The organism is Mesorhizobium sp. M0106 (genome assembly GCF_040322715.1).
GTDB lineage: Bacteria > Pseudomonadota > Alphaproteobacteria > Rhizobiales > Rhizobiaceae > Mesorhizobium.
In genome coordinates this window covers 169322-188728 of record NZ_JAMYUA010000004.1, presented here as the reverse complement: position 1 = coordinate 188728, position 19407 = coordinate 169322, and the positions used below count along the sequence as shown (strand labels likewise).

Sequence of the window (19407 nt, the reverse complement as noted above, 5' to 3'; positions counted from 1 at the left end):
ATCACCCGAATCGATTGAACATCCGGTGGGATGCACTAGCATTGGCAGAGATGGTGAAAGCCGCATGATCCTGGCAACGTCACGAGAGGCAGCATGACGCGCGCGATGACAACCGAAGCTCCTCTGCCCACGCTCAAAAACCCGGATCCCAAGACGCTCGCCGAGGAAGTCTTGCAAGCCCTCAAATACAGGGTCGGCAAGGGCACCAACGTTGCAACCCAGTACGATTGGCTCACCGCCTCGATCAAGGTTGTACGCGACCGCATAGTCGATCACTGGATGCAGGCGACCCAAGAGGCCTACGCCCAGCAGGAAAAGCGCGTTTACTACCTGTCACTGGAATTCCTCATCGGCCGCCTGATGCGCGATGCCTTCTCCAATCTCGGCCTGATGGACAATATGCGCGAGGCGCTGTCGTCGCTTGGCGTCGACCTCGACATCATTGCTGCGCTCGAACCGGACGCTGCCCTTGGCAATGGCGGTCTTGGCCGGCTCGCCGCCTGCTTCATGGAAAGCATGGCGACCGTCAATATCCCCGCGCATGGCTACGGCATCCGCTACGCCAACGGCATGTTTCGGCAGGAGATCCATGACGGCTGGCAGGTGGAGCTGCCCGAGACGTGGCTCGATCACGGCAATCCCTGGGAGTTCGAGCGCCGCGAACGCTCCTTCGAGGTCGGCTTCGGCGGCTCGGTGGAATCGATTACCTCGAAGGACGGCAGGCTCGAGCGCCATGTCTGGAAGCCGACCGAACATGTTCTGGCCGTTGCCTACGATACGCCGGTGGTTGGCTGGCGGGCCAACCGTGTCAACACGCTGCGGCTGTGGTCCGGCATGCCGGTCGATCCGATCCTGCTCGACAAGTTCAACGCCGGCGATCACATCGGCGCGCTCGCCGAAAGCAACAAGGCCGATGCGTTGTCGCGCGTCCTTTACCCGGCCGATTCCCACAAGGCCGGCCAGGAGCTGCGGCTCAGGCAGGAGTATTTCTTCTCCACCGCCTCGCTGCAGGACATCGTCCAGCGCCATCTCAGCCAGTATGGCGACCTGCAGTCGCTGCCCGACAAGGCGGCGATCCATCTCAACGACACTCATCCCGCCATCGCCGTGGCCGAGCTTATGCGCCTGTTGATGGATGTCCACGGCATGGATTTCGACCAGGCCTGGAGCATCACCAAGCGCACCTTCGGCTACACCAACCACACGCTGCTTCCCGAAGCGCTCGAAAGCTGGCCGGTGCCGCTGTTCGAGCGGCTGTTGCCGCGCCACATGCAGATCGTCTACGCCATCAACGCCGAAGTGCTGCTCGAGGCGCGCGCCTCCGACCAGTTCTCGGACGAACAAATCAGCCGCATCTCGCTGATCCAGGAAAATGGCGATCGCCGCGTGCGCATGGGCAATCTGGCCTTTGTCGGCTCGCACTCGATCAACGGCGTCTCTGCCCTGCACACGGAATTGATGAAGGAGACGGTGTTTGCCGACCTCCACAGGCTCTACCCGGATCGCATCAACAACAAGACCAACGGGATCACACCGCGGCGCTGGCTGATACAGTGCAATCCCGGCCTCACTGCACTCACCCGAGAGGCGATTGGCGACCGCTTCCTCGACGACATCGACGAGATAAAGCGGCTTGATCCTTTCGCTGAGGACGCAGCCTTCCGCGACAAGTTCGCCGCTGTCAAACGGGCGAACAAGACGAGGCTTGCCAAGCTCGTTGCCGACCGGCTCGGCATCAAGGTCGACCCATCGGCGCTGTTCGACATCCAGGTCAAGCGCATCCACGAATATAAGCGCCAGCTCTTGAACATTCTCGAAGCGGTCGCGCTTTACGACCAGATCCGCTCGCATCCGGAGCGCGACTGGATGCCTCGCGTCAAATTCTTCGGCGGCAAGGCGGCGCCCAGCTATCACAACGCCAAGCTGATCATCAAACTTGCCAATGACGTCGCCCGGGTCATCAACCGCGACCCGGCGGTGCGCGGTTTGCTGAAAGTGGTGTTCGTGCCGAACTACAATGTCAGCCTTGCCGAGATCATGATGCCGGCCGCCGATCTTTCGGAGCAGATATCGACCGCCGGCATGGAAGCGTCCGGCACCGGCAACATGAAGTTCGCGCTGAACGGCGCGCTGACCATCGGCACGCTCGACGGCGCCAATGTCGAGATCAAGGAATGCGTGGGCGACGACAATATCTTCATCTTCGGCCTGACCACCGATGAGGTCGCCGAGCGACGCAACAATGGTTACGATCCGCGCGCTGTGATCGAGGGATCGCCTGAATTGGCGCAGGCGCTGGCCGCGGTTTCATCCGGAGTCTTTTCACCTGACGATCCGGACCGTTATCGCGACCTGATCAACGGTCTTTACCAGAGCGACTGGTTCATGGTCGCCGCGGATTTCGATGCCTACGCCGCCACCCAGCGCGACGTCGATGCCGTCTGGCGCAACAGCCCGGACTGGTACGCCAGAGCCATCCGCAATGTCGCGCGCGTCGGCTGGTTCTCGTCCGATCGAACGATCCGCCAATATGCGAAAGACATATGGCACGTGCCCGCCTGATATGATTGCATGTGGCCACGAACAATGTGGTCCTAGTGGAGTGGATTTGACCCTCGCATCCCTTGGAGGGTAAGGCGGCATACGAATGTCGAATTCAAAACTCCACTAGAAACATACACTTGGTGCCCGGGGAGGGTCACTGCCTGATGAGCAAGCCGCGCGCGACCGTTGCGACAAGCGGGCCGGACGGACTGGCGCCAGCCGGCGATGTCGCGGCGATTGTCGCCGGCACGCACGGCGATCCGTTTGCCGTGCTTGGCGTGCATGAGGCGGGAAAGGGCTTTGTCGCCCGCTGCTTCGTCCCTCATGCCGAGTTGGTCACCGCCTATACGCTGACCGGCAAGAAGGCCGGCGAGCTGTCGAGACGCGACGACCGCGGTTTCTTCGAAGGCAAACTGTCGCTGCGCAAACGCCAGCCGCTGCGCTATCACGCCAGGAATTCCGGCGGTGACTGGTGGCTGACCGATCCATATTCCTTCGGCCCCGTGCTCGGTCCGCTGGACGATTATTACATCGCCGAAGGATCGCATCTCAGGCTGTTCGACAAGCTCGGCGCCCATCTCATCGACCATGAAGGTGCATCGGGTGTGCATTTTGCGGTGTGGGCGCCCAATGCAAGGCGCGTCTCGGTGGTCGGCGACTTCAACGAGTGGGACGGCCGCAGGCATACCATGCGCGTCCGCCGCGACACCGGCATCTGGGAGCTGTTCATTCCCGACATCGGCGCTGGCCGCCCGTATAAGTATGAAATCATCGGGCCGGATGGCGTGAGATTGCCGCTCAAAGCCGATCCGTTCGCCTTCAAGTCCGAACTGCGCCCGGCCACCGCCTCGGTGACGGCATTGCCGCCGGCGCATGAATGGGGTGACGAGGCGCACCGGAACTACTGGCGCAATGCCGACCACAGGCGCGAAGCCGTATCGATCTACGAGGTCCATGCCGGGTCATGGCGGCTTCACGACGACGGCAGCTTCCTGTCGTGGGATGAGCTCGCCGACAGGCTGATCCCTTACGTGGTCGAGACCGGTTTTACCCACATCGAATTCATGCCGATCTCCGAACACCCTTATGACCCGTCCTGGGGCTACCAGACGACGGGTCTCTATGCGCCGACTGCCCGCTTTGGCGATCCAGACGGTTTTGCCCGCTTCGTCGACGGCGCCCACCGTGCAGGCATCGGCGTCATCCTCGACTGGGTGCCGGCGCATTTCCCGGTTGACGAACACGGTCTGGCAAAGTTCGACGGTACCGCGCTCTACGAACATGCCGATCCGCGCAAGGGCTTCCATCCCGACTGGAACACCGCGATCTATAATTTTGGGCGCCGCGAAGTGATTTCGTTCCTGGTCAACAATGCGCTGTTCTGGGCCGAGAAATATCACGTCGACGGACTGCGCGTCGATGCGGTCGCCTCGATGCTTTATCTCGATTATTCGCGCAAGGCCGGTGAATGGATTCCCAACGAGAAGGGCGGGCGGGAGAACCTCGAAGCGGTCAGCTTCCTGCAGCGTATGAACAAGGAGGTCTACGGCCACCATCCAGGTGTGATGACCATCGCCGAGGAATCGACCTCGTGGCCGAAAGTCTCGCAGCCGGTGCATGAAGGCGGACTGGGCTTCGGTTTTAAATGGAACATGGGCTTCATGCATGACACTTTGGAGTATTTCTCCAAGGAGCCGATCTTCCGCAAGCATCACCACAACGACATCACCTTCGGTCTGGTCTACGCCTTCAGCGAGAATTTCGTGCTGCCGCTGTCCCATGACGAAGTGGTGCACGGCAAGGGCACGCTGCTCAACAAGATGGCCGGCGACGACTGGCAGAAATTCGCGACGCTGCGCGCCTATTACGCGTTCATGTGGGGTTATCCCGGCAAGAAGCTGTTGTTCATGGGTCAGGAGTTCGCACAGCGCCGCGAGTGGAGCGAGGCGCGCGCGCTCGACTGGAACCTGCTCGATTTCCGGCTCCACCGCGGCGTCTGGCAGACGGTGCGCGATCTCAACTATCTCTACCGCTCGCGCCCCGCGCTGCATGCCCGCGACTGCGAGCCGGAGGGCTTTTCCTGGCTGATCGTCGACGACAGCGCGAACTCAGTATTTGCTTGGCTGCGCAGCGCGCCGGGCGGCAACCCGGTCGCCGTCATTTCCAACTTCACGCCGGTGCCGCGCGACAATTACCGCGTGCCGTTGCCGCACGCCGGAAAATGGCGCGAGATCATCAACACCGATGCCACGGATTATGGCGGTTCCGGCAAGGGCAATAGCGGCGGCGTCGAGGCTCAGGCGGAAGGAGGAGGCATTTCGGCGACGATGCTTTTGCCGCCGCTGTCGACGATCATGCTCGAATTCGTCCCGGACTGAGCTATGTCTGGAGCATCTAACCTGGGAGGATAGGAATGGCTGAAATAAAACGAACACAGCCGCTGGCACGCGACGCCATGGCTTATGTGCTGGCCGGCGGCCGTGGCAGCCGGCTCAAGGAACTGACCGACCGCCGCGCCAAGCCGGCGGTCTATTTCGGCGGCAAGACCCGCATCATCGATTTCGCGCTGTCCAATGCGCTCAATTCCGGTATCCGCCGCCTCGGCGTCGCCACCCAGTACAAGGCGCATTCGCTGATCCGCCACCTGCAGCGCGGTTGGAACTTCCTGCGGCCCGAGCGCAATGAGAGTTTCGATATCCTGCCGGCCAGCCAGCGTGTGTCGGAAACGCAATGGTACGAGGGCACCGCCGACGCCGTGTACCAGAACATCGACATCATCGAGGCCTACGGGCCGGAATACATGGTCATCCTGGCCGGCGACCACATCTACAAGATGGACTACGAAATGATGCTGCGCCAGCATGTCGAGGCCGGCGCCGACGTCACCGTCGGCTGCCTCGAAGTGCCGCGCATGGAAGCTACCGGCTTCGGCGTCATGCATGTCGATCCCAAGGACACCATTATCTCCTTCATCGAAAAGCCCGCCGATCCGCCAGGCATTCCCGACAAGCCGGATTTTGCGCTGGCCTCGATGGGCATCTATGTGTTCAAGACCAAGTTCCTGATGGAGCAATTGCGTCGCGATGCGGCGGAGCCCGGCTCGAGCCGCGACTTCGGCAAGGACATCATCCCCTACATCGTCGAGCACGGAAAGGCGATCGCCCATCGCTTCGCCAAATCCTGCGTGCGCTCGACCGCCGAGAACGAGGCCTATTGGCGCGACGTCGGCACGGTCGACGCCTATTGGGAGGCCAATATCGACCTGACCGACATCACGCCGGAACTCGACCTTTACGACCGCGACTGGCCGATCTGGACTTATGCCGAGTTGAAGCCGCCGGCAAAGTTCGTGCATGACGAGGATGGCCGCCGCGGGTCGGCCGTGTCGTCTCTCGTATCGGGCGATTGCATCGTTTCGGGCGCTTCGCTGAAGCGAAGCCTGATCTTCACCGGCGCGCGCATCAATTCCTATTCGACGCTGGAGGAAGTCGTCATGCTGCCCGACGTCCATGTCGGCCGCAACGCCAGGCTGAAGCGCGTAGTCATCGATCACGGCGTCAGGATTCCGGAGAGGCTGGTGGTCGGCGAGGATCCCGTCCTCGACGCCAAGCGTTTCCGCGTTTCGGAAAAAGGCATCTGCCTGGTCACGCAGGACATGATCAACAGGCTGGGATCGTAGTGCATGCAGGTTCTGTCGGTGGCGCCCGAGATCTTTCCGCTGGTCAAGACCGGAGGGCTCGCCGACGTAACCGGCGCCTTGCCCATGGCATTGGCCGGCAAGGGCGTCACCATGCGCACGCTCGTCCCCGGCTACCCGCAGGTGATGGGCGCCTTCAAGAAAAAGAAGGCGGTTCAGCAATATCCGCTGCTGCAGGGCGGCAAGGCGTCGGTGCACGCCGTCCAGATCGCCGGCCTCGACCTGTTCGTGCTCGACGCGCCGCATCTTTTCGACCGTCCCGGCGGCCCATACGGCAACGCGACAGGCGCCGACTGGCCGGACAATTGGCGGCGGTTCGCGGCCCTGAGCCAGGTAGGCGGTGATATTGCCGGCGGTGCGATCTCGGGCTACCTGCCGGATATCGTCCATGCCCATGACTGGCAGTCGGCAATGACGCTTGCCTACATGCGCTACGGCAAGGCGGTCGGCACGCCGTCGATGATCACCGTGCACAACCTCGCCTTCCAGGGTCAGTTCGGCGCCGGCATCTTTGGCGAGCTTGGCCTGCCGGCGGCGGCTATGGCGCTCGACGGCGTCGAATATTACGGCGGCGTCGGCTTCCTCAAGGCCGGCCTGCAGGCCGCCTGGGCGATCACCACGGTCAGCCCGACCTATGCGCAGGAAATCCGCTTGCCCGAATTCGGCATGGGCCTCGACGGCCTGATCAACATGCGCTCCGTCGATCTCCATGGCATCGTCAACGGCATCGATACTGAGATATGGAACCCGGAAACCGACAAGCATCTACCCTCCAACTACACCGCAAAGACGCTGAAGGCGCGAATGCCCAACAAGGCCGCGGTCGAGGACCGTTTCAGCCTCGATCGCGATGACAGCCCGATCGTCTGCGTCGTCAGCCGGCTGACCTGGCAAAAGGGCATGGACATACTGGCTGCGGCCGTCGACGGCATCGTCGCGGCAGGTGCACGGCTGGCAATCCTTGGGTCTGGCGACGCTGGGCTGGAAGGCGCGTTGCTTGCCGCCGCAGCCCGCCATCGCGGCCGCATCGGCGTCGTCGTCGGCTATGACGAGGGACTCTCCCACACCATGCAGGGCGGCAGCGACGCCATCATTATCCCATCGCGCTTCGAACCTTGCGGGCTGACACAGCTTTACGGCCTGCGCTATGGCTGCGTGCCGGTGGTCGCGCGCACCGGCGGCCTTGCCGACACGATCATCGATGCCAACGAAGCCGCCATCTCTGCCGGCGTGGCGACCGGTTTCCAGTTTGCGCCCGCCAATGCCGGCGCCTTGCTGCACGCCGTCCGCCGCCTTGTCGAGGCGCATGCCAATCCCGCAGTGTGGACGTCGATGCAGCGGCAAGGCATGAAGGCCGACGTTTCGTGGGACAAAAGCGCCGAAAAATATGTCCAACACTATCGCTTGCTGCTTTCGAAAAGGGCTGCCTGACTGATGATCCGCACCGTCGCCACCAAACCCTATCCCGACCAGAAGCCCGGCACCTCCGGGCTGCGTAAAAAGGTCCCGGTGTTCCAGCAGGAGCACTATGCCGAGAACTTCGTCCAGTCGATCTTCGATGCGCTGGACGGGTTCGAGGGCAAAACCCTGGTGATCGGCGGCGACGGCCGCTTCTATAACCGCGAGGTCATCCAGAAGGCCATCGCCATGGCCGCGGCAAACGGCTTCGGCAAGGTGATGGTCGGGCAGGGCGGCATCCTGTCCACGCCGGCCGCTTCGCATGTCATCCGCAAATACAAGACCTTTGGCGGCATCATCCTGTCGGCCAGCCACAATCCGGGTGGCCCGCATGAGGATTTCGGCATCAAGTACAATGCCGGCAATGGCGGCCCGGCGCCGGAAAAGCTGACCGACGCGATCTTCGAAAAAACCAAGGCGATTTCAAGCTTCAAGATCGCCGATATCGGGCAGGTCGACATCGACACGATCGGCACGGTCAAGACGGGGGACATGACCGTCGAAATCATCGATCCTGTCGCCGACTATGCCGAACTGATGGAAAGCCTGTTCGATTTCGACGCATTGCGGGCGCTGTTCAAGTCGGGCTTCCGCATGCGCTTCGACGCCATGCATGCGGTGACCGGCCCCTACGCCAAGGAGATCCTCGAAAACCGGCTCGGCGCGCCCAACGGCACCGCCCGCAATTTCATTCCGCTACCGGATTTCGGCGGCCATCATCCCGATCCCAATCTGGTGCATGCGAAACACCTCTACGACGAGATGATGGGGCCGGATGCGCCAGACTTTGGCGCCGCCTCGGATGGCGACGGCGACCGCAACCTGATCATAGGCAAGGGAATTTTCATCACCCCGTCTGATTCGGTGGCGATGCTCGCCGCCAACGCCCATCTGGCGCCGGGCTACAAGGCCGGGCTGAAAGGCATCGCCCGCTCGATGCCGACCAGCGGTGCTGCCGACCGGGTCGCCGAAAAGCTCGGCATCGGCATCTACGAGACGCCGACCGGCTGGAAATTTTTCGGCAATCTGCTCGATGCCGGCATGGCAACGATCTGCGGCGAGGAGAGTGCGGGGACCGGCTCCAACCATGTCCGCGAAAAGGACGGCCTGTGGGCTGTGCTTCTATGGCTTAACATCCTTGCCGTGCGCGGCGAAAGCGCCAAGCAGATCGTCACCCAGCATTGGGCGGCCTATGGCCGTAACTACTATTCGCGCCACGACTACGAGGAGGTCGAGACCGACCGTGCCAACGCGCTTGTCGACGAACTGCGGGCCAAGCTTGGCTCGCTGCCTGGCACCAGCGTGCGCGGCATGACGATCGCCAGCGCCGATGATTTCGCCTATCACGATCCGGTCGACGGCTCGGTCAGCAAGAACCAGGGCATCAGGGTGTTGTTCGAAGGCGGCTCACGCGTCGTCTTCCGCCTGTCCGGCACCGGCACCTCGGGCGCGACGCTACGGCTTTATGTCGAGCGCTACGAGCCGGACACGAACCGCCACGATCTCGACACCCAGGAGGCGCTTGCCGATCTGATCGCGGCGGCCGACGACATTGCCGGGATTCGCAGCCACGCCGGCCGCGCCAAGCCGAGCGTCATCACCTGATGTCGTCGGGACTATCCGCCGGCTATCGTCCGCGATTTGGCGGGCTTGCCGGGGAGGGCGGCATCCGCTTCGCCGCATGGTCCTCGTTGGCTCGGCGCATCTGGGTCTCGATCTTCGACGCGCGCGGCAACCGCGAAATCGACCGGCTGGAACTCCAGTCGGAAGGCGAGGGCGTCCACGCACTTTTTGTTGCCGGTCTCGCCGCCGGCACCCGATACGGGTTCCGTGCCGATGGCGACTACGCGCCGGAACACGGTTCCTGGTTCGATCCCGACAAGCTGCTGGCCGATCCCTATGCCGTCGAGATCGACAGGCCCTATGCCTATGACGGCCGGCTAGCCGCGCGCCGTGGCGCAGGGGCCGACACGGCGTCGCTGATGCCGAAGGCCATCGCCGGCGCCTTGCCGGAACCCTTGCCTGCCTTGCCGCCGCTGTTTCGGTCCGGCGGCCTCATCTACGAAGTGCCGGTACGCGCCTTCACAAAGCTGCATTCGGACATTCCCGAGAAGCAACGCGGCACCATTGCAGCGCTCGCTCACCCCCTTGTTGTCGAGCATCTGCAAAAACTCGGCGTGGCAGCCATTGAGTTGATGCCGGTGACTGCATCGATCGACGAACGGCATTTGCCGCCGCTCGGGCTGCGCAACGCCTGGGGTTATAATCCGGTGACCTTCATGGCGCTCGATCCGCGACTGGCGCCCGGCGGTCTGGCCGAGCTGCGCGGAACGGTCGCCGCGCTGCACCAGGCCGGCATCGGCACCATTCTCGACCTGGTGTTCAACCACACCGGCGAAAGCGACCGGCTCGGCCCGACATTGTCGCTGCGCGGCCTCGACAGCCGCGCCTATTATCGGCACGAGCCGGACGGCGCTCTGGTCAATGACACCGGAACCGGCAATACGCTCGCCTGCGAGCATCCGGTCGTCCGGGAAATGGTCCTCGACACGCTTCGCCACTTTGTCCAGCGCGCCGGTGTCGACGGATTCCGCTTCGACCTGGCGCCGATCCTCGGCCGCGTCGACGGCGTTTTCGACGCCGATGCGCCGCTGCTGAACGCCATTCGCAAAGATCCTGTTCTTGGCGACCGGGTGCTGATCGCCGAGCCTTGGGATATCGGACCGGATGGCTATCAGCTCGGCAATTTTCCGCCGCCCTTCCTCGAATGGAACGACAAATGCCGTGACGATATCCGCCGTTTCTGGCGCGGCAACGGCGGCATTATCGGTGCCTTGGCGACGCGGCTTGCCGGTTCGTCCGACGTCTTTGCCAAACCAGGCCAGACAACGAGCCGCAGCATCAATTTCATCGCCGCGCATGACGGCATGACGCTGGCCGATATCGTTGCCTATGAGCACAAGCACAATGAGGCCAATGGCGAACAGAACCGCGATGGCCACGACGACAACCTGTCCTGGAACAATGGCCTCGAGGGCGAGACCGGCGACCAGTCAATCGTTACGGCCCGTTTCGATGACCAGTGCGCGCTGCTGGCGACGCTCTTTGCCTCGCGCGGCACGATCATGCTGACGGCCGGCGACGAGTTCGGCCGCACGCAGCGCGGCAACAACAACGCCTACGCGCAGGACAATGACATCACCTGGCTCGACTGGGCCGGGCGCGACCGGGCGCTGGAGCTGTACACGGTTCTGCTCGCCAAGATGCGTCGTGCCGTGCCGGCGCTCTTGGACACAACATTCCTGACCGGAGAACCGCCTGCGGGCTCGGAAATCCCAGACGTAGCCTGGCTGACGGAAACCGGCATGCCGCTCGACGAGGCCGCCTGGCACGATGCCAGGCGGCACCGGCTGGTCATGATTCTCGGGAGCGGTGAGAACAGTCGCCTTGCGGTGATCATCAACGGCGACCGCCGGGCCTGCATGTTCACGCTGCCGGAACGGGCGGGTTTTCTTTGGCGCCCAGCTATCGAACCGGATAGTAGCGATATCTCGCGGCCGGTGCCTGGGCGAACGGTCCTGTTCATGATCGAAAGCAGGACAGCGCGGGCGGGCGCAGGGGAGAGCCATGATGGCTGACAATGCCGAATGGTGGCGCGGCTGCGTCATCTACCAGATCTACCCGCGCTCCTTCCAGGATACGACAGGCGACGGCAGCGGCGATCTCCGCGGCATCACCTCGAGGCTGGCCCATGTCGCATCGCTCGGTGTCGACGCGGTTTGGCTGTCGCCTTTCTTCAAGTCGCCAATGGCCGATATGGGTTACGACGTTTCGGATTACTGCGCCGTCGATCCGATGTTCGGCACATCAGAGGATTTCGACGCGCTGGTTGCCGAGGCACACCGGCTCGGCCTGAAGGTGATCATCGATCAGGTCTTGTCGCATTCGTCGGATCGGCACGAATGGTTCGTCGAAAGCCGCACGAGCCGCGACAACCCCAAGGCCGACTGGTACGTCTGGGCCGATGCGAAGCCCGACGGCACCGCCCCCAACAACTGGCTGTCGCTTTTCGGCGGCCCGGCCTGGGAATGGGACGCAACGCGCAGGCAATATTACCTGCACAATTTCCTCGCCTCGCAGCCGGACCTGAATTTCCACAACCCGCAGGTGCAGGACGCCTTGCTGGAAACGGTGCGGTTCTGGCTCGAGCGCGGCGTCGACGGTTTCCGGCTGGATACGGTCAACTATTACGTCCACGACCGCTGGCTGCGCAGCAACCCGCCTTTGGCGGAAAGCGTCGCCGGCACCAATACGGCAACCAGCCCCTATCTCTATCAGGAGCATCTGTTCGACAAGAGCCAGCCGGAAAACCTTGCTTTCCTCAGGCGCTTCCGGGCCTTGCTTGACGAATATGAAGGCCGCGTCGCTGTCGGCGAGATTGGCGACGAAACTCGTTCCTTGCAGACACTCGCCGCCTATACCGGCGGTGGCGACAAGCTCCAAATGTCCTATACCTTCGACCTGCTCGGCCCGCAATTCTCGGCGTCGCATGTGCGTGGCTGTGTCGAGGCCTTCGAGAGTAAGGTATTCGACGGCTGGGTTTGCTGGGCGTTCTCCAACCACGATGTCGTGCGCCATGTCAGTCGATGGACAAGTCCGGGCGGCGATCCGGACAGGGTGGCGAAGTTCTCGATCGTGCTGCTTTCCTGCCTGCGCGGATCGATCTGCCTCTACCAGGGCGAAGAACTCGGGCTGGAGGAGGCCGAACTGGCGTTCGAGGATTTGCGCGATCCCTTCGGCATCCGCTTCTGGCCGGCAATCAAGGGACGGGATGGGTGCCGAACGCCGATGGTCTGGGAGGCTGGCGCCGACAATGCCGGCTTTTCGACCGGCAAGCCGTGGCTTCCGGTCCCGGCAAGCCATCGCGCCCAGGCGGTCGACGTCCAGGACGGCGAGCAAACCTCCGTCCTGGCGAGCTACCGGGCGATGCTGGCCTTGCGCAAGCAGCATCCGGCGCTGGTTCGAGGCTCGATCCGGTTCCTCGATGCCGAAGGCGACGTCCTTGCTTTCATTCGCGAAGGCGGTGACGAAAAGCTGCTGTGTGTTTTCAATTTCGCCGACGTGCCGGCCGGCTGGCAATTGCCACCGGATCTGGAAGCGATAGAGCCGAGAGATCTTGGCGGTGCTGCCGGCGTCTTGCAGGAAAAAACTCTGTCGCTGCCGCCGCTGGGCTGCTTCCTCGGCCGGATCGGCTGAACTCTATTTCATTATCTCATTGAACGAGCACGGAGCGCCCGCAAGTCGCGCCGACAACCCGCACATCAGCCTCGCCGACATGCACGCCCACAGCTGCAAGCACGTTATAGACCAGTTCGTCGACCGGCGCCGTCACGCCGTTCAGAACCGTTACCACCGCCGGTTTAACCGTTCCGAGCAGGGCCGTCACGTCCAGCCCGAGGCCCAGTGCATTGACCGAGAGCGAGAGGCCGCTGACCAGCGATGTCGTGAGTGATTGCGTCAGGTTTTTTGTGGCGACAGTTTTTATCGTCTTGTTGGCGATATCGGTGCTGTCGAACGTCAATGCGGTCGGATCGTTGTTGGTGATGGCAAGTGATGACGAACCCTTCACATCGAGCAGATTGAGGGTGAGCAGCAGAAGCTTTACGCTTACCTGTGCAATCGTGGCATCGGAGAACGATTGCGGATTGCTGAAATCGGCGAAGGCCGATGGGTTGTTGTCGGCGTCGCTGGTGGCAAGGTGCAGCGAGGCCACGCCAGGCTGCGCGGCGATCGAGACCTTGATGCTATCCGGCCGGCCCGTCGGGCAGCTGATGTCGGTTAGCTTGGCTTCCGCATAGGCGACTTCGACATGCAGAGGCAGGTTGACGGACAGCAGACTGATGCCGCCGCCGAGATTGGAATTGCCGATGCCCACTGTGGTGACCAGCTTGATGCGCGTCTGCGCGGTGCGCACCACGGTGCCTTTTTCCCCGACGGCCAGCCAGGGTGAGTATTGCATCGGTTCACCGATGGCGATGGCGAGCGTGGTGGAGGTAAGTCCCGGAATAGTGGCGCCGAGATCGACCTGGACCTGGTTTGACCCATTGGCCAGCGAGGCGGCGGCACCCAGCATGCCCATCGCGCTTGCGTCGACGGAAAAGCCGGGAGACTTTTGTCCGAGGCCGAGCTTACCGATCGAGCCAAGATCGATAAGATGACTGAGGGGTATCTTGACTGTGTTGGTGGCCCTCGACGCGATCGTCTGCAGCACAAGTTTGCTGGCGCTGCCCGACCCGGACGCATTGGCCATGGCGGTCGCGATCTGGCCTACCGTCGCTTTTGACGCCAGCACGTCGGAATAGCTGACACCTGTCAGTTGCAACTGTACGGCAAGGGCATCGACGAACGAAAGCACGTTTACATCGGCCGAGATCAGCGCGTTGTAGTCCATGACGCTGAGCGAAATGTTGGCGCCCAGCAACTTGCTGAGAAGCGCGTTGAGGATGCCGCCATTGACGCTGAGGAGCCTGGACCCGACCGAGAACATCGCTTGCGGGGTCACACTGGCAATGGCTTCGGTGCCGACAACCGGAGTAGGGATGAGCGAACTGGCGAAATAGCGGGCGGGGATTTTTTGCAGAGTGACGCGAACGGCATTGTAAGGCGTTTTGCCGGCTTCGAAGCGCTTGTCGACACCAACGGAGGACGCCGCTGAGTATCGGCCGCCGGTGATCGACACGACGGTTTTGCCAACCGTGGGAACAATTGTCTGACCTGCCTTTTGAACAATGATGCCGGGCATTCGGTTGTCACTGAGCGTGGTTACCGCCGCGGCTTCCATATTGTTGATGTTCGACGCCGCGGTGATCGCCGCCAGATCGGTCATCGCCTGGGCTTCCCTGCGCTCCGTGTAGATCGAACCTTCGTCGACAGCGAAGGCCGCCAACCCCAGCGCGAACGGTGCTATCAGCGCCGTCATGACGGCAAAGTTCGCCTTCTCGTCGCCAACCATCGAGCGAGCGATCCGCCCGATGCCCCTCAGCAAGAACTGCGACATTTCAAATGCCTCCAATCCTGATGGTCGACCTGCGTGACATCGTGGTTTGCGGCATCGCAAGGCTGGGCAACAGGTTCCATATCGGCAGGTTGCTGGCATCGTACTGGATCGATACGACGAACTGATTTCCGTCGGCCGTGCTGTCCGTCGCCTGATAGGTCAGCTTGCCGGAATCGACGAACGGGTATCCACTGGCATTGTTTTTGACGAAACTCGCCACCAGCGCCTGGCGCTCGGTTTGATTCAATCCGGCAATTGCGGTGCGTGCGGCATCGGCGGCGATTTGCTGCAAGGAGTTGCTTGCACCAAAATAGATACCATATGCAACCATTCCGAGCAAAAGAAGGATAAAGATTGGGGAAAGCAGGGCGAACTCGACCGCGGAAGTTCCGGACTCTTCTCCAATCTTGCGTAGATTCGTCCGTACTTGGCGCAATATTTTACGCTTCAATGCGACAGTATTACTGTCTATCTTGTTCATTGCCCTTGCCCGTTGGAACCCAAGGTCGATGTGCCGATCCCATCGAAATTTGTAACCCTTGGTTGCCTAAGAACCAATTAATACAATCCGGTAAACTGAAATGATCGGCCAGATTATTTCCCAGATCGGCGTTCTGGCCAGGAAACCCAGTCAAACTCATGGTTTCGACCATTGATTGGCCGCCCGCAAAACGACTGCCCCGGCCCCCTTACTTTGGGTGACCCCGAGAGTCTGTTGAAATAAAAAATCTCCACGTTACTGTTTGGCCACCAGCTGCCGGAAAGGGAACCGGCTGCGCGCTCGAAAGGAACCAACCAATCGGTTTCGGGGCGTCAACACTTAGAGACGTGGCCGAAGGGCGACGTCATTAGGGAGAACTCCATGCTGAAACATGTGCTGAAGGCGACGGTACTCGCCACGACCATGGTCTTGGCCGCCGGTACGTTCTACACGCCGGCTTTCGCCGAGACCGTCTATAACCGCGGATCCGCCGCCGAAGCGGAGACGCTCGATCCGCACAAGACCTCGACGGTCTACGAAGCCGATATCATACGCGACCTGTTCCAAGGCCTCGTCATGCATGACCAGAAGACGAATCTCATTCCGGGCGCCGCCGAAAGCTGGACGGTGTCCGACGACGGCAAGGTCTATACATTCAAGCTGCGCAAGGACGGCCTCTGGTCGGATGGCAGCCCAGTGACGGCTGACGACTTCGTCTATTCTTTCCGTCGGCTAGAAGATCCGGCCACCGCTGCCGAATACGCTTCCATGCTCTATCCCGTCAAGAATGCGGAGGAGGTCAATACCAAGAAGGGCAAGCCGGAGGACATGGGCGTCAAGGCGATCGATGCTAACACCCTGGAAGTGACGCTGAAGGCGCCGACGCCGTATTTCCTGGAGATGCTGACCCACCAGGCGACCTATCCGGTCAATAAGGCGTCTATCGAAAAGCTTGGCGCCGACTGGATCAAGGCAGGCAAGCTGGTCTCCAACGGGGCCTTTACAGCGGCGGAGTGGATTCCCAACGACCATCTGAAGCTGGTCAAGAATCCGAAATTCTGGGATGCCGCGAGCGTCAAGTTCGACGTGGTCAACTACATCCCGACCGAGGATCGCTCGTCGGCGATGAAGCGCTTCGAGGCCGGCGAACTCGACAGTTACGGCGACCTGCCGACGGAACAGCTCGGCGACCTTAAGGCCAAATTCGGCGACCAGGTCCGTGTCGGGCCATATCTCGGCATCTACTATTATGCGATCAAGACCGATAAGGCGCCGTGGGATAATGTCGAGCTGCGCAACGCCATCTCGATGGCGATCGATCGCGACTTCCTGGCGGAGAAAGTCTGGCAGAATTCGATGCTGCCCGGCTATTCCATGGTGCCTCCCGGCATCGAGGGCTATACGCCGGCAATGGCCAAATACGCCGACATGCCGCAGATCGACCGCGAGGACGCTGCCAAGAAGATCCTCGAGAAACTCGGCTATACACCCGAGCATCCGCTGAAAATGCAGATCCGCTACAACACTTCGGAGAACCACAAGAATACGGCAGTCGCGATCCAGGAACAGCTGAAGCCGCTTGGCGTCGAGATCACACTCCTCAATACCGACACCAAGACCCACTACTCCTTCCTCGAGCAGAAGGGAGACTATGACGTGGCGCGCGCCGCCTGGATCGCCGACTACAAGGATCCCGAAACCTTCCTCGGCATCTCCCGCAAAGCCAGCGGCAACAACTATTCGGTCTACAACAGCCCAAAATACGAGGCGGCGATGGACAAGGCGGCGGCCGCCGGCGGCAACCCTGCAGAACGCATGAAGGAACTCGCCGAGGCCGAGCGCATCCTCATCGATGACGTCGGCGAGATCCCGCTTCTCTACTACAGCTACCACGATATCGTTTCCTCGAAGCTGCATGGCTTCGACGACAATGTGATGGACATCCACCCGTCCCGCTTCATCAGCAAGGACTGATCCCTGGCCGGGCCACCGCGCATCGAATGCGCGGTGGCTTGCCGTCGCATCGGACCTCCGTGAATCGGATCGATTTTCGGAAAGCCCGATGCGAAGATTTGAAGGCTAGAGCGCAATCGTCCAGCCGGACGCGCGTTGTTCTGGATCAAGCGGGGCACCGATGCTGCGTTACGTATTCCGGCGGCTTCTGACCGCCATTCCGACGCTGTTCGTCATCGTGACCATGGCGTTCTTTCTGATACGCGTCGCGCCGGGCGGCCCGTTCAACCAGGAGCGGGGCCTGAGCCCCGAGATCAGGGCCAATCTCGAAGCCCAGTTCGGCCTCAACGATCCGCTCTGGTTGCAGTACCTCCACTATCTAGGCAATCTTCTGCGCGGCAATTTCGGCCCCAGCTACAACATGCCGGATTTCACCGTCGGCGAGTTGTTCAAGGAGGGCCTGCCGATCTCAATCCAGCTCGGCGCTTCGGCGCTCGTTCTGGCGCTGCTCCTCGGCAGCGTGCTCGGCACTGTTGCCGCGCTCAACCAGAACAAGCTTGCCGACTATTCGGTGATCGCGCTGGCGACCGCCGGCAGCACCATTCCAACCTTCGTCATCGCCCCGGTGATCCAGCTTGCATTCGGATTGACCTGGAGGCTGCTGCCGATCGGCGGCTGGGGCGATGGAGCCCTCATCAATAAGGTCGGCCCGGTGCTGACGCTCGCTCTTCCGCAGATCGCCATCGTCGCCCGATTGATGCGCGGCTCGATGATCGAATCGCTGCACTCGCATCACATCCGCACCGCGCGCGCTCTCGGCCTGTCCGACTGGTCGGTCATCGTCAAGCATGCACTGCGCGGCGCCATCCTGCCGATCGTCTCCTTCACCGGTCCGGCAGCCGCAGCCCTTCTCACCGGCTCGGTCATCGTCGAGACCATCTTCTCTATCCCGGGCATCGGCCGTCATTTTGTCGTTGCTGCACTCAACCGCGACTACACACTGGTGATGGGGACGGTGGTGGTCATCGCGCTCTTCACCATTGTCTTCAACCTGATCGTCGACGTCCTCTATGGGGTCGTCGATCCGAGGGTGCGCTATGACTGATATCGCAGTTGCCGCACCGGTCGTCGGCCGGTCCCTGTGGGGTGACGCCTGGGCGCGCCTCAAGGCCAATCGCGCGGCCATGTTCAGCCTCTATTATCTTGCCTTCATCGCCGTCATCAGCGTGTTTGGGCCCTATCTCGTGCCGCACCAATACACCACCATCTATGCCGACTATGTCCGTACGCCGCCGAGCTTCTCCGCCTATCCGAAGGCCGACATGATCGAAGGCGCTCTCGATGAGGCGATCAGGCGTATGCGCGTCGACATCAAGGAGTGGCGGCAGGAGGGCAGCCGTGTGTTCGTTACCGTCAAATCGTCCAAGCCGATCGACGACCGCAATATTCGCTACCTTGATCGTTCCGATACCTTTGATGACACAAAGATCGAGAGCAAATCGCCGGACGGTCTCGAAATGGTGATGAGTGCCTCGATCAAGCAGCAATATTTCCTGTTCGGCACCGACAATACCGGCCGCGATCTCCTGTCCCGAACGCTGATGGCCGGGCGCATATCGCTAGCCATCGGCCTGCTTGCCGGCATTGTGGCCGTGGTCATCGGCGTGCTCTATGGCGCCACCGCCGGCCTTGCCGGCGGCAGGGTCGACGAGGTGATGATGCGTGTCGTCGACGTGCTTTATTCTTTGCCGTTCATCTTCTTCGTCATCATGCTGGTGGTGTTCTTCGGCAGGAACTTCGTGCTGATGTTCCTGGCGGTCGGCGCGGTGCTGTGGCTCGACATGGCGCGCATCGTGCGCGGACAAGCGCTGTCGATCCGCCGGCAGGAATATGTCCAGGCGGCGGAGGCGATGGGCGTCGGCCAGCGCGGCATTCTGCTGCGCCATGTGATCCCCAATTTGCTCGGGCCGGTGGTGATCTACATGACGCTGCTGGTGCCGCAGGTCATTATCCTGGAGAGTTTTTTGTCGTTCCTCGGGCTCGGCGTCCAGGAGCCGATGACCAGCTGGGGCGTGCTGATCTCGGTTGGCGCCCAGAACATCGGCTCGGCCAACTGGCTGCTTCTGTTCCCGGCCTTCTTTCTCGTCTCCACGCTGTTCGCGCTGAATTTCGTCGGCGATGGGCTGCGCGACGCGCTCGACCCGAAGGATCGTTGAG

General features: G+C 61.7%; 12 protein-coding genes. 10 read left to right on the top strand and 2 right to left on the bottom strand.

Going from position 1 to position 19407, the window contains the following annotated elements; all coding sequences use genetic code 11:
- Positions 1-93 precede the first annotated feature (93 nt).
- The 7 genes from NKJ55_RS06125 to bglA all read left to right on the top strand — a co-directional run bounded on the left by NKJ55_RS06125 (position 94) and on the right by bglA (position 12955).
- The gene (locus NKJ55_RS06125; RefSeq protein ID WP_352449100.1) at positions 94-2562 is read left to right on the top strand and encodes a glycogen/starch/alpha-glucan phosphorylase; all 2469 of its coding nucleotides are present in this window, start codon (positions 94-96) and stop codon (positions 2560-2562) included.
- Positions 2563-2708: 146 nt separating this feature from the next.
- Positions 2709-4922 (top strand): 1,4-alpha-glucan branching protein GlgB, encoded by a 2214-nt coding sequence (glgB, locus tag NKJ55_RS06120; RefSeq protein WP_352449099.1) that lies wholly within the window; start codon positions 2709-2711, stop codon positions 4920-4922.
- Positions 4923-4957: 35 nt separating this feature from the next.
- Positions 4958-6223, top strand: a complete 1266-nt coding sequence (gene glgC, locus NKJ55_RS06115) for a glucose-1-phosphate adenylyltransferase (RefSeq protein ID WP_352449098.1) — start codon at positions 4958-4960, stop codon at positions 6221-6223.
- A gap of 3 nt (positions 6224-6226) precedes the next feature.
- On the top strand, positions 6227-7672 hold the full coding sequence (glgA, locus tag NKJ55_RS06110; RefSeq protein ID WP_352449097.1) for a glycogen synthase GlgA: 1446 nt from the start codon (positions 6227-6229) through the stop codon (positions 7670-7672).
- Between the two features lie 3 nt (positions 7673-7675).
- Positions 7676-9304: an alpha-D-glucose phosphate-specific phosphoglucomutase gene (locus tag NKJ55_RS06105; protein WP_352449096.1), complete on the top strand. Its 1629-nt coding sequence runs from the start codon at positions 7676-7678 to the stop codon at positions 9302-9304.
- Complete coding sequence (glgX, locus tag NKJ55_RS06100; RefSeq protein WP_352449095.1) at positions 9304-11337, top strand: glycogen debranching protein GlgX; 2034 nt, start codon at positions 9304-9306, stop codon at positions 11335-11337. The genes NKJ55_RS06105 and glgX overlap by 1 nt, the downstream gene beginning before the upstream one ends.
- Positions 11327-12955 (top strand): beta-galactosidase BglA, encoded by a 1629-nt coding sequence (gene bglA / locus NKJ55_RS06095; RefSeq protein ID WP_352449094.1) that lies wholly within the window; start codon positions 11327-11329, stop codon positions 12953-12955. The genes glgX and bglA overlap by 11 nt, the downstream gene beginning before the upstream one ends.
- A gap of 16 nt (positions 12956-12971) precedes the next feature.
- Here the strand turns inward: bglA and NKJ55_RS06090 are convergent, their stop codons facing one another.
- Both NKJ55_RS06090 and NKJ55_RS06085 read right to left on the bottom strand, forming a co-directional pair.
- The gene (locus tag NKJ55_RS06090; RefSeq protein WP_352449093.1) at positions 12972-14756 is read right to left on the bottom strand and encodes a pilus assembly protein TadG-related protein; all 1785 of its coding nucleotides are present in this window, start codon (positions 14754-14756) and stop codon (positions 12972-12974) included.
- Between the two features lies 1 nt (position 14757).
- Positions 14758-15237, bottom strand: coding sequence for a TadE family protein (locus NKJ55_RS06085; protein WP_352449092.1), 480 nt, complete (start codon positions 15235-15237; stop codon positions 14758-14760).
- 381 nt (positions 15238-15618) lie between these two features.
- Between NKJ55_RS06085 and NKJ55_RS06080 the strand changes: the two genes are divergently transcribed.
- The 3 genes from NKJ55_RS06080 (at position 15619) to NKJ55_RS06070 (ending at position 19406) form a co-directional block, all read left to right on the top strand.
- Positions 15619-17211: a peptide ABC transporter substrate-binding protein gene (locus tag NKJ55_RS06080; protein WP_352449091.1), complete on the top strand. Its 1593-nt coding sequence runs from the start codon at positions 15619-15621 to the stop codon at positions 17209-17211.
- A 160-nt stretch (positions 17212-17371) separates the two neighbouring features.
- Positions 17372-18295, top strand: coding sequence for an ABC transporter permease subunit (locus NKJ55_RS06075; protein ID WP_352449090.1), 924 nt, complete (start codon positions 17372-17374; stop codon positions 18293-18295).
- Entirely contained in the window at positions 18288-19406 is a 1119-nt protein-coding gene (locus tag NKJ55_RS06070; protein ID WP_352449089.1) for an ABC transporter permease, read from the top strand. The genes NKJ55_RS06075 and NKJ55_RS06070 overlap by 8 nt, the downstream gene beginning before the upstream one ends.
- Position 19407 lies beyond the last annotated feature (1 nt).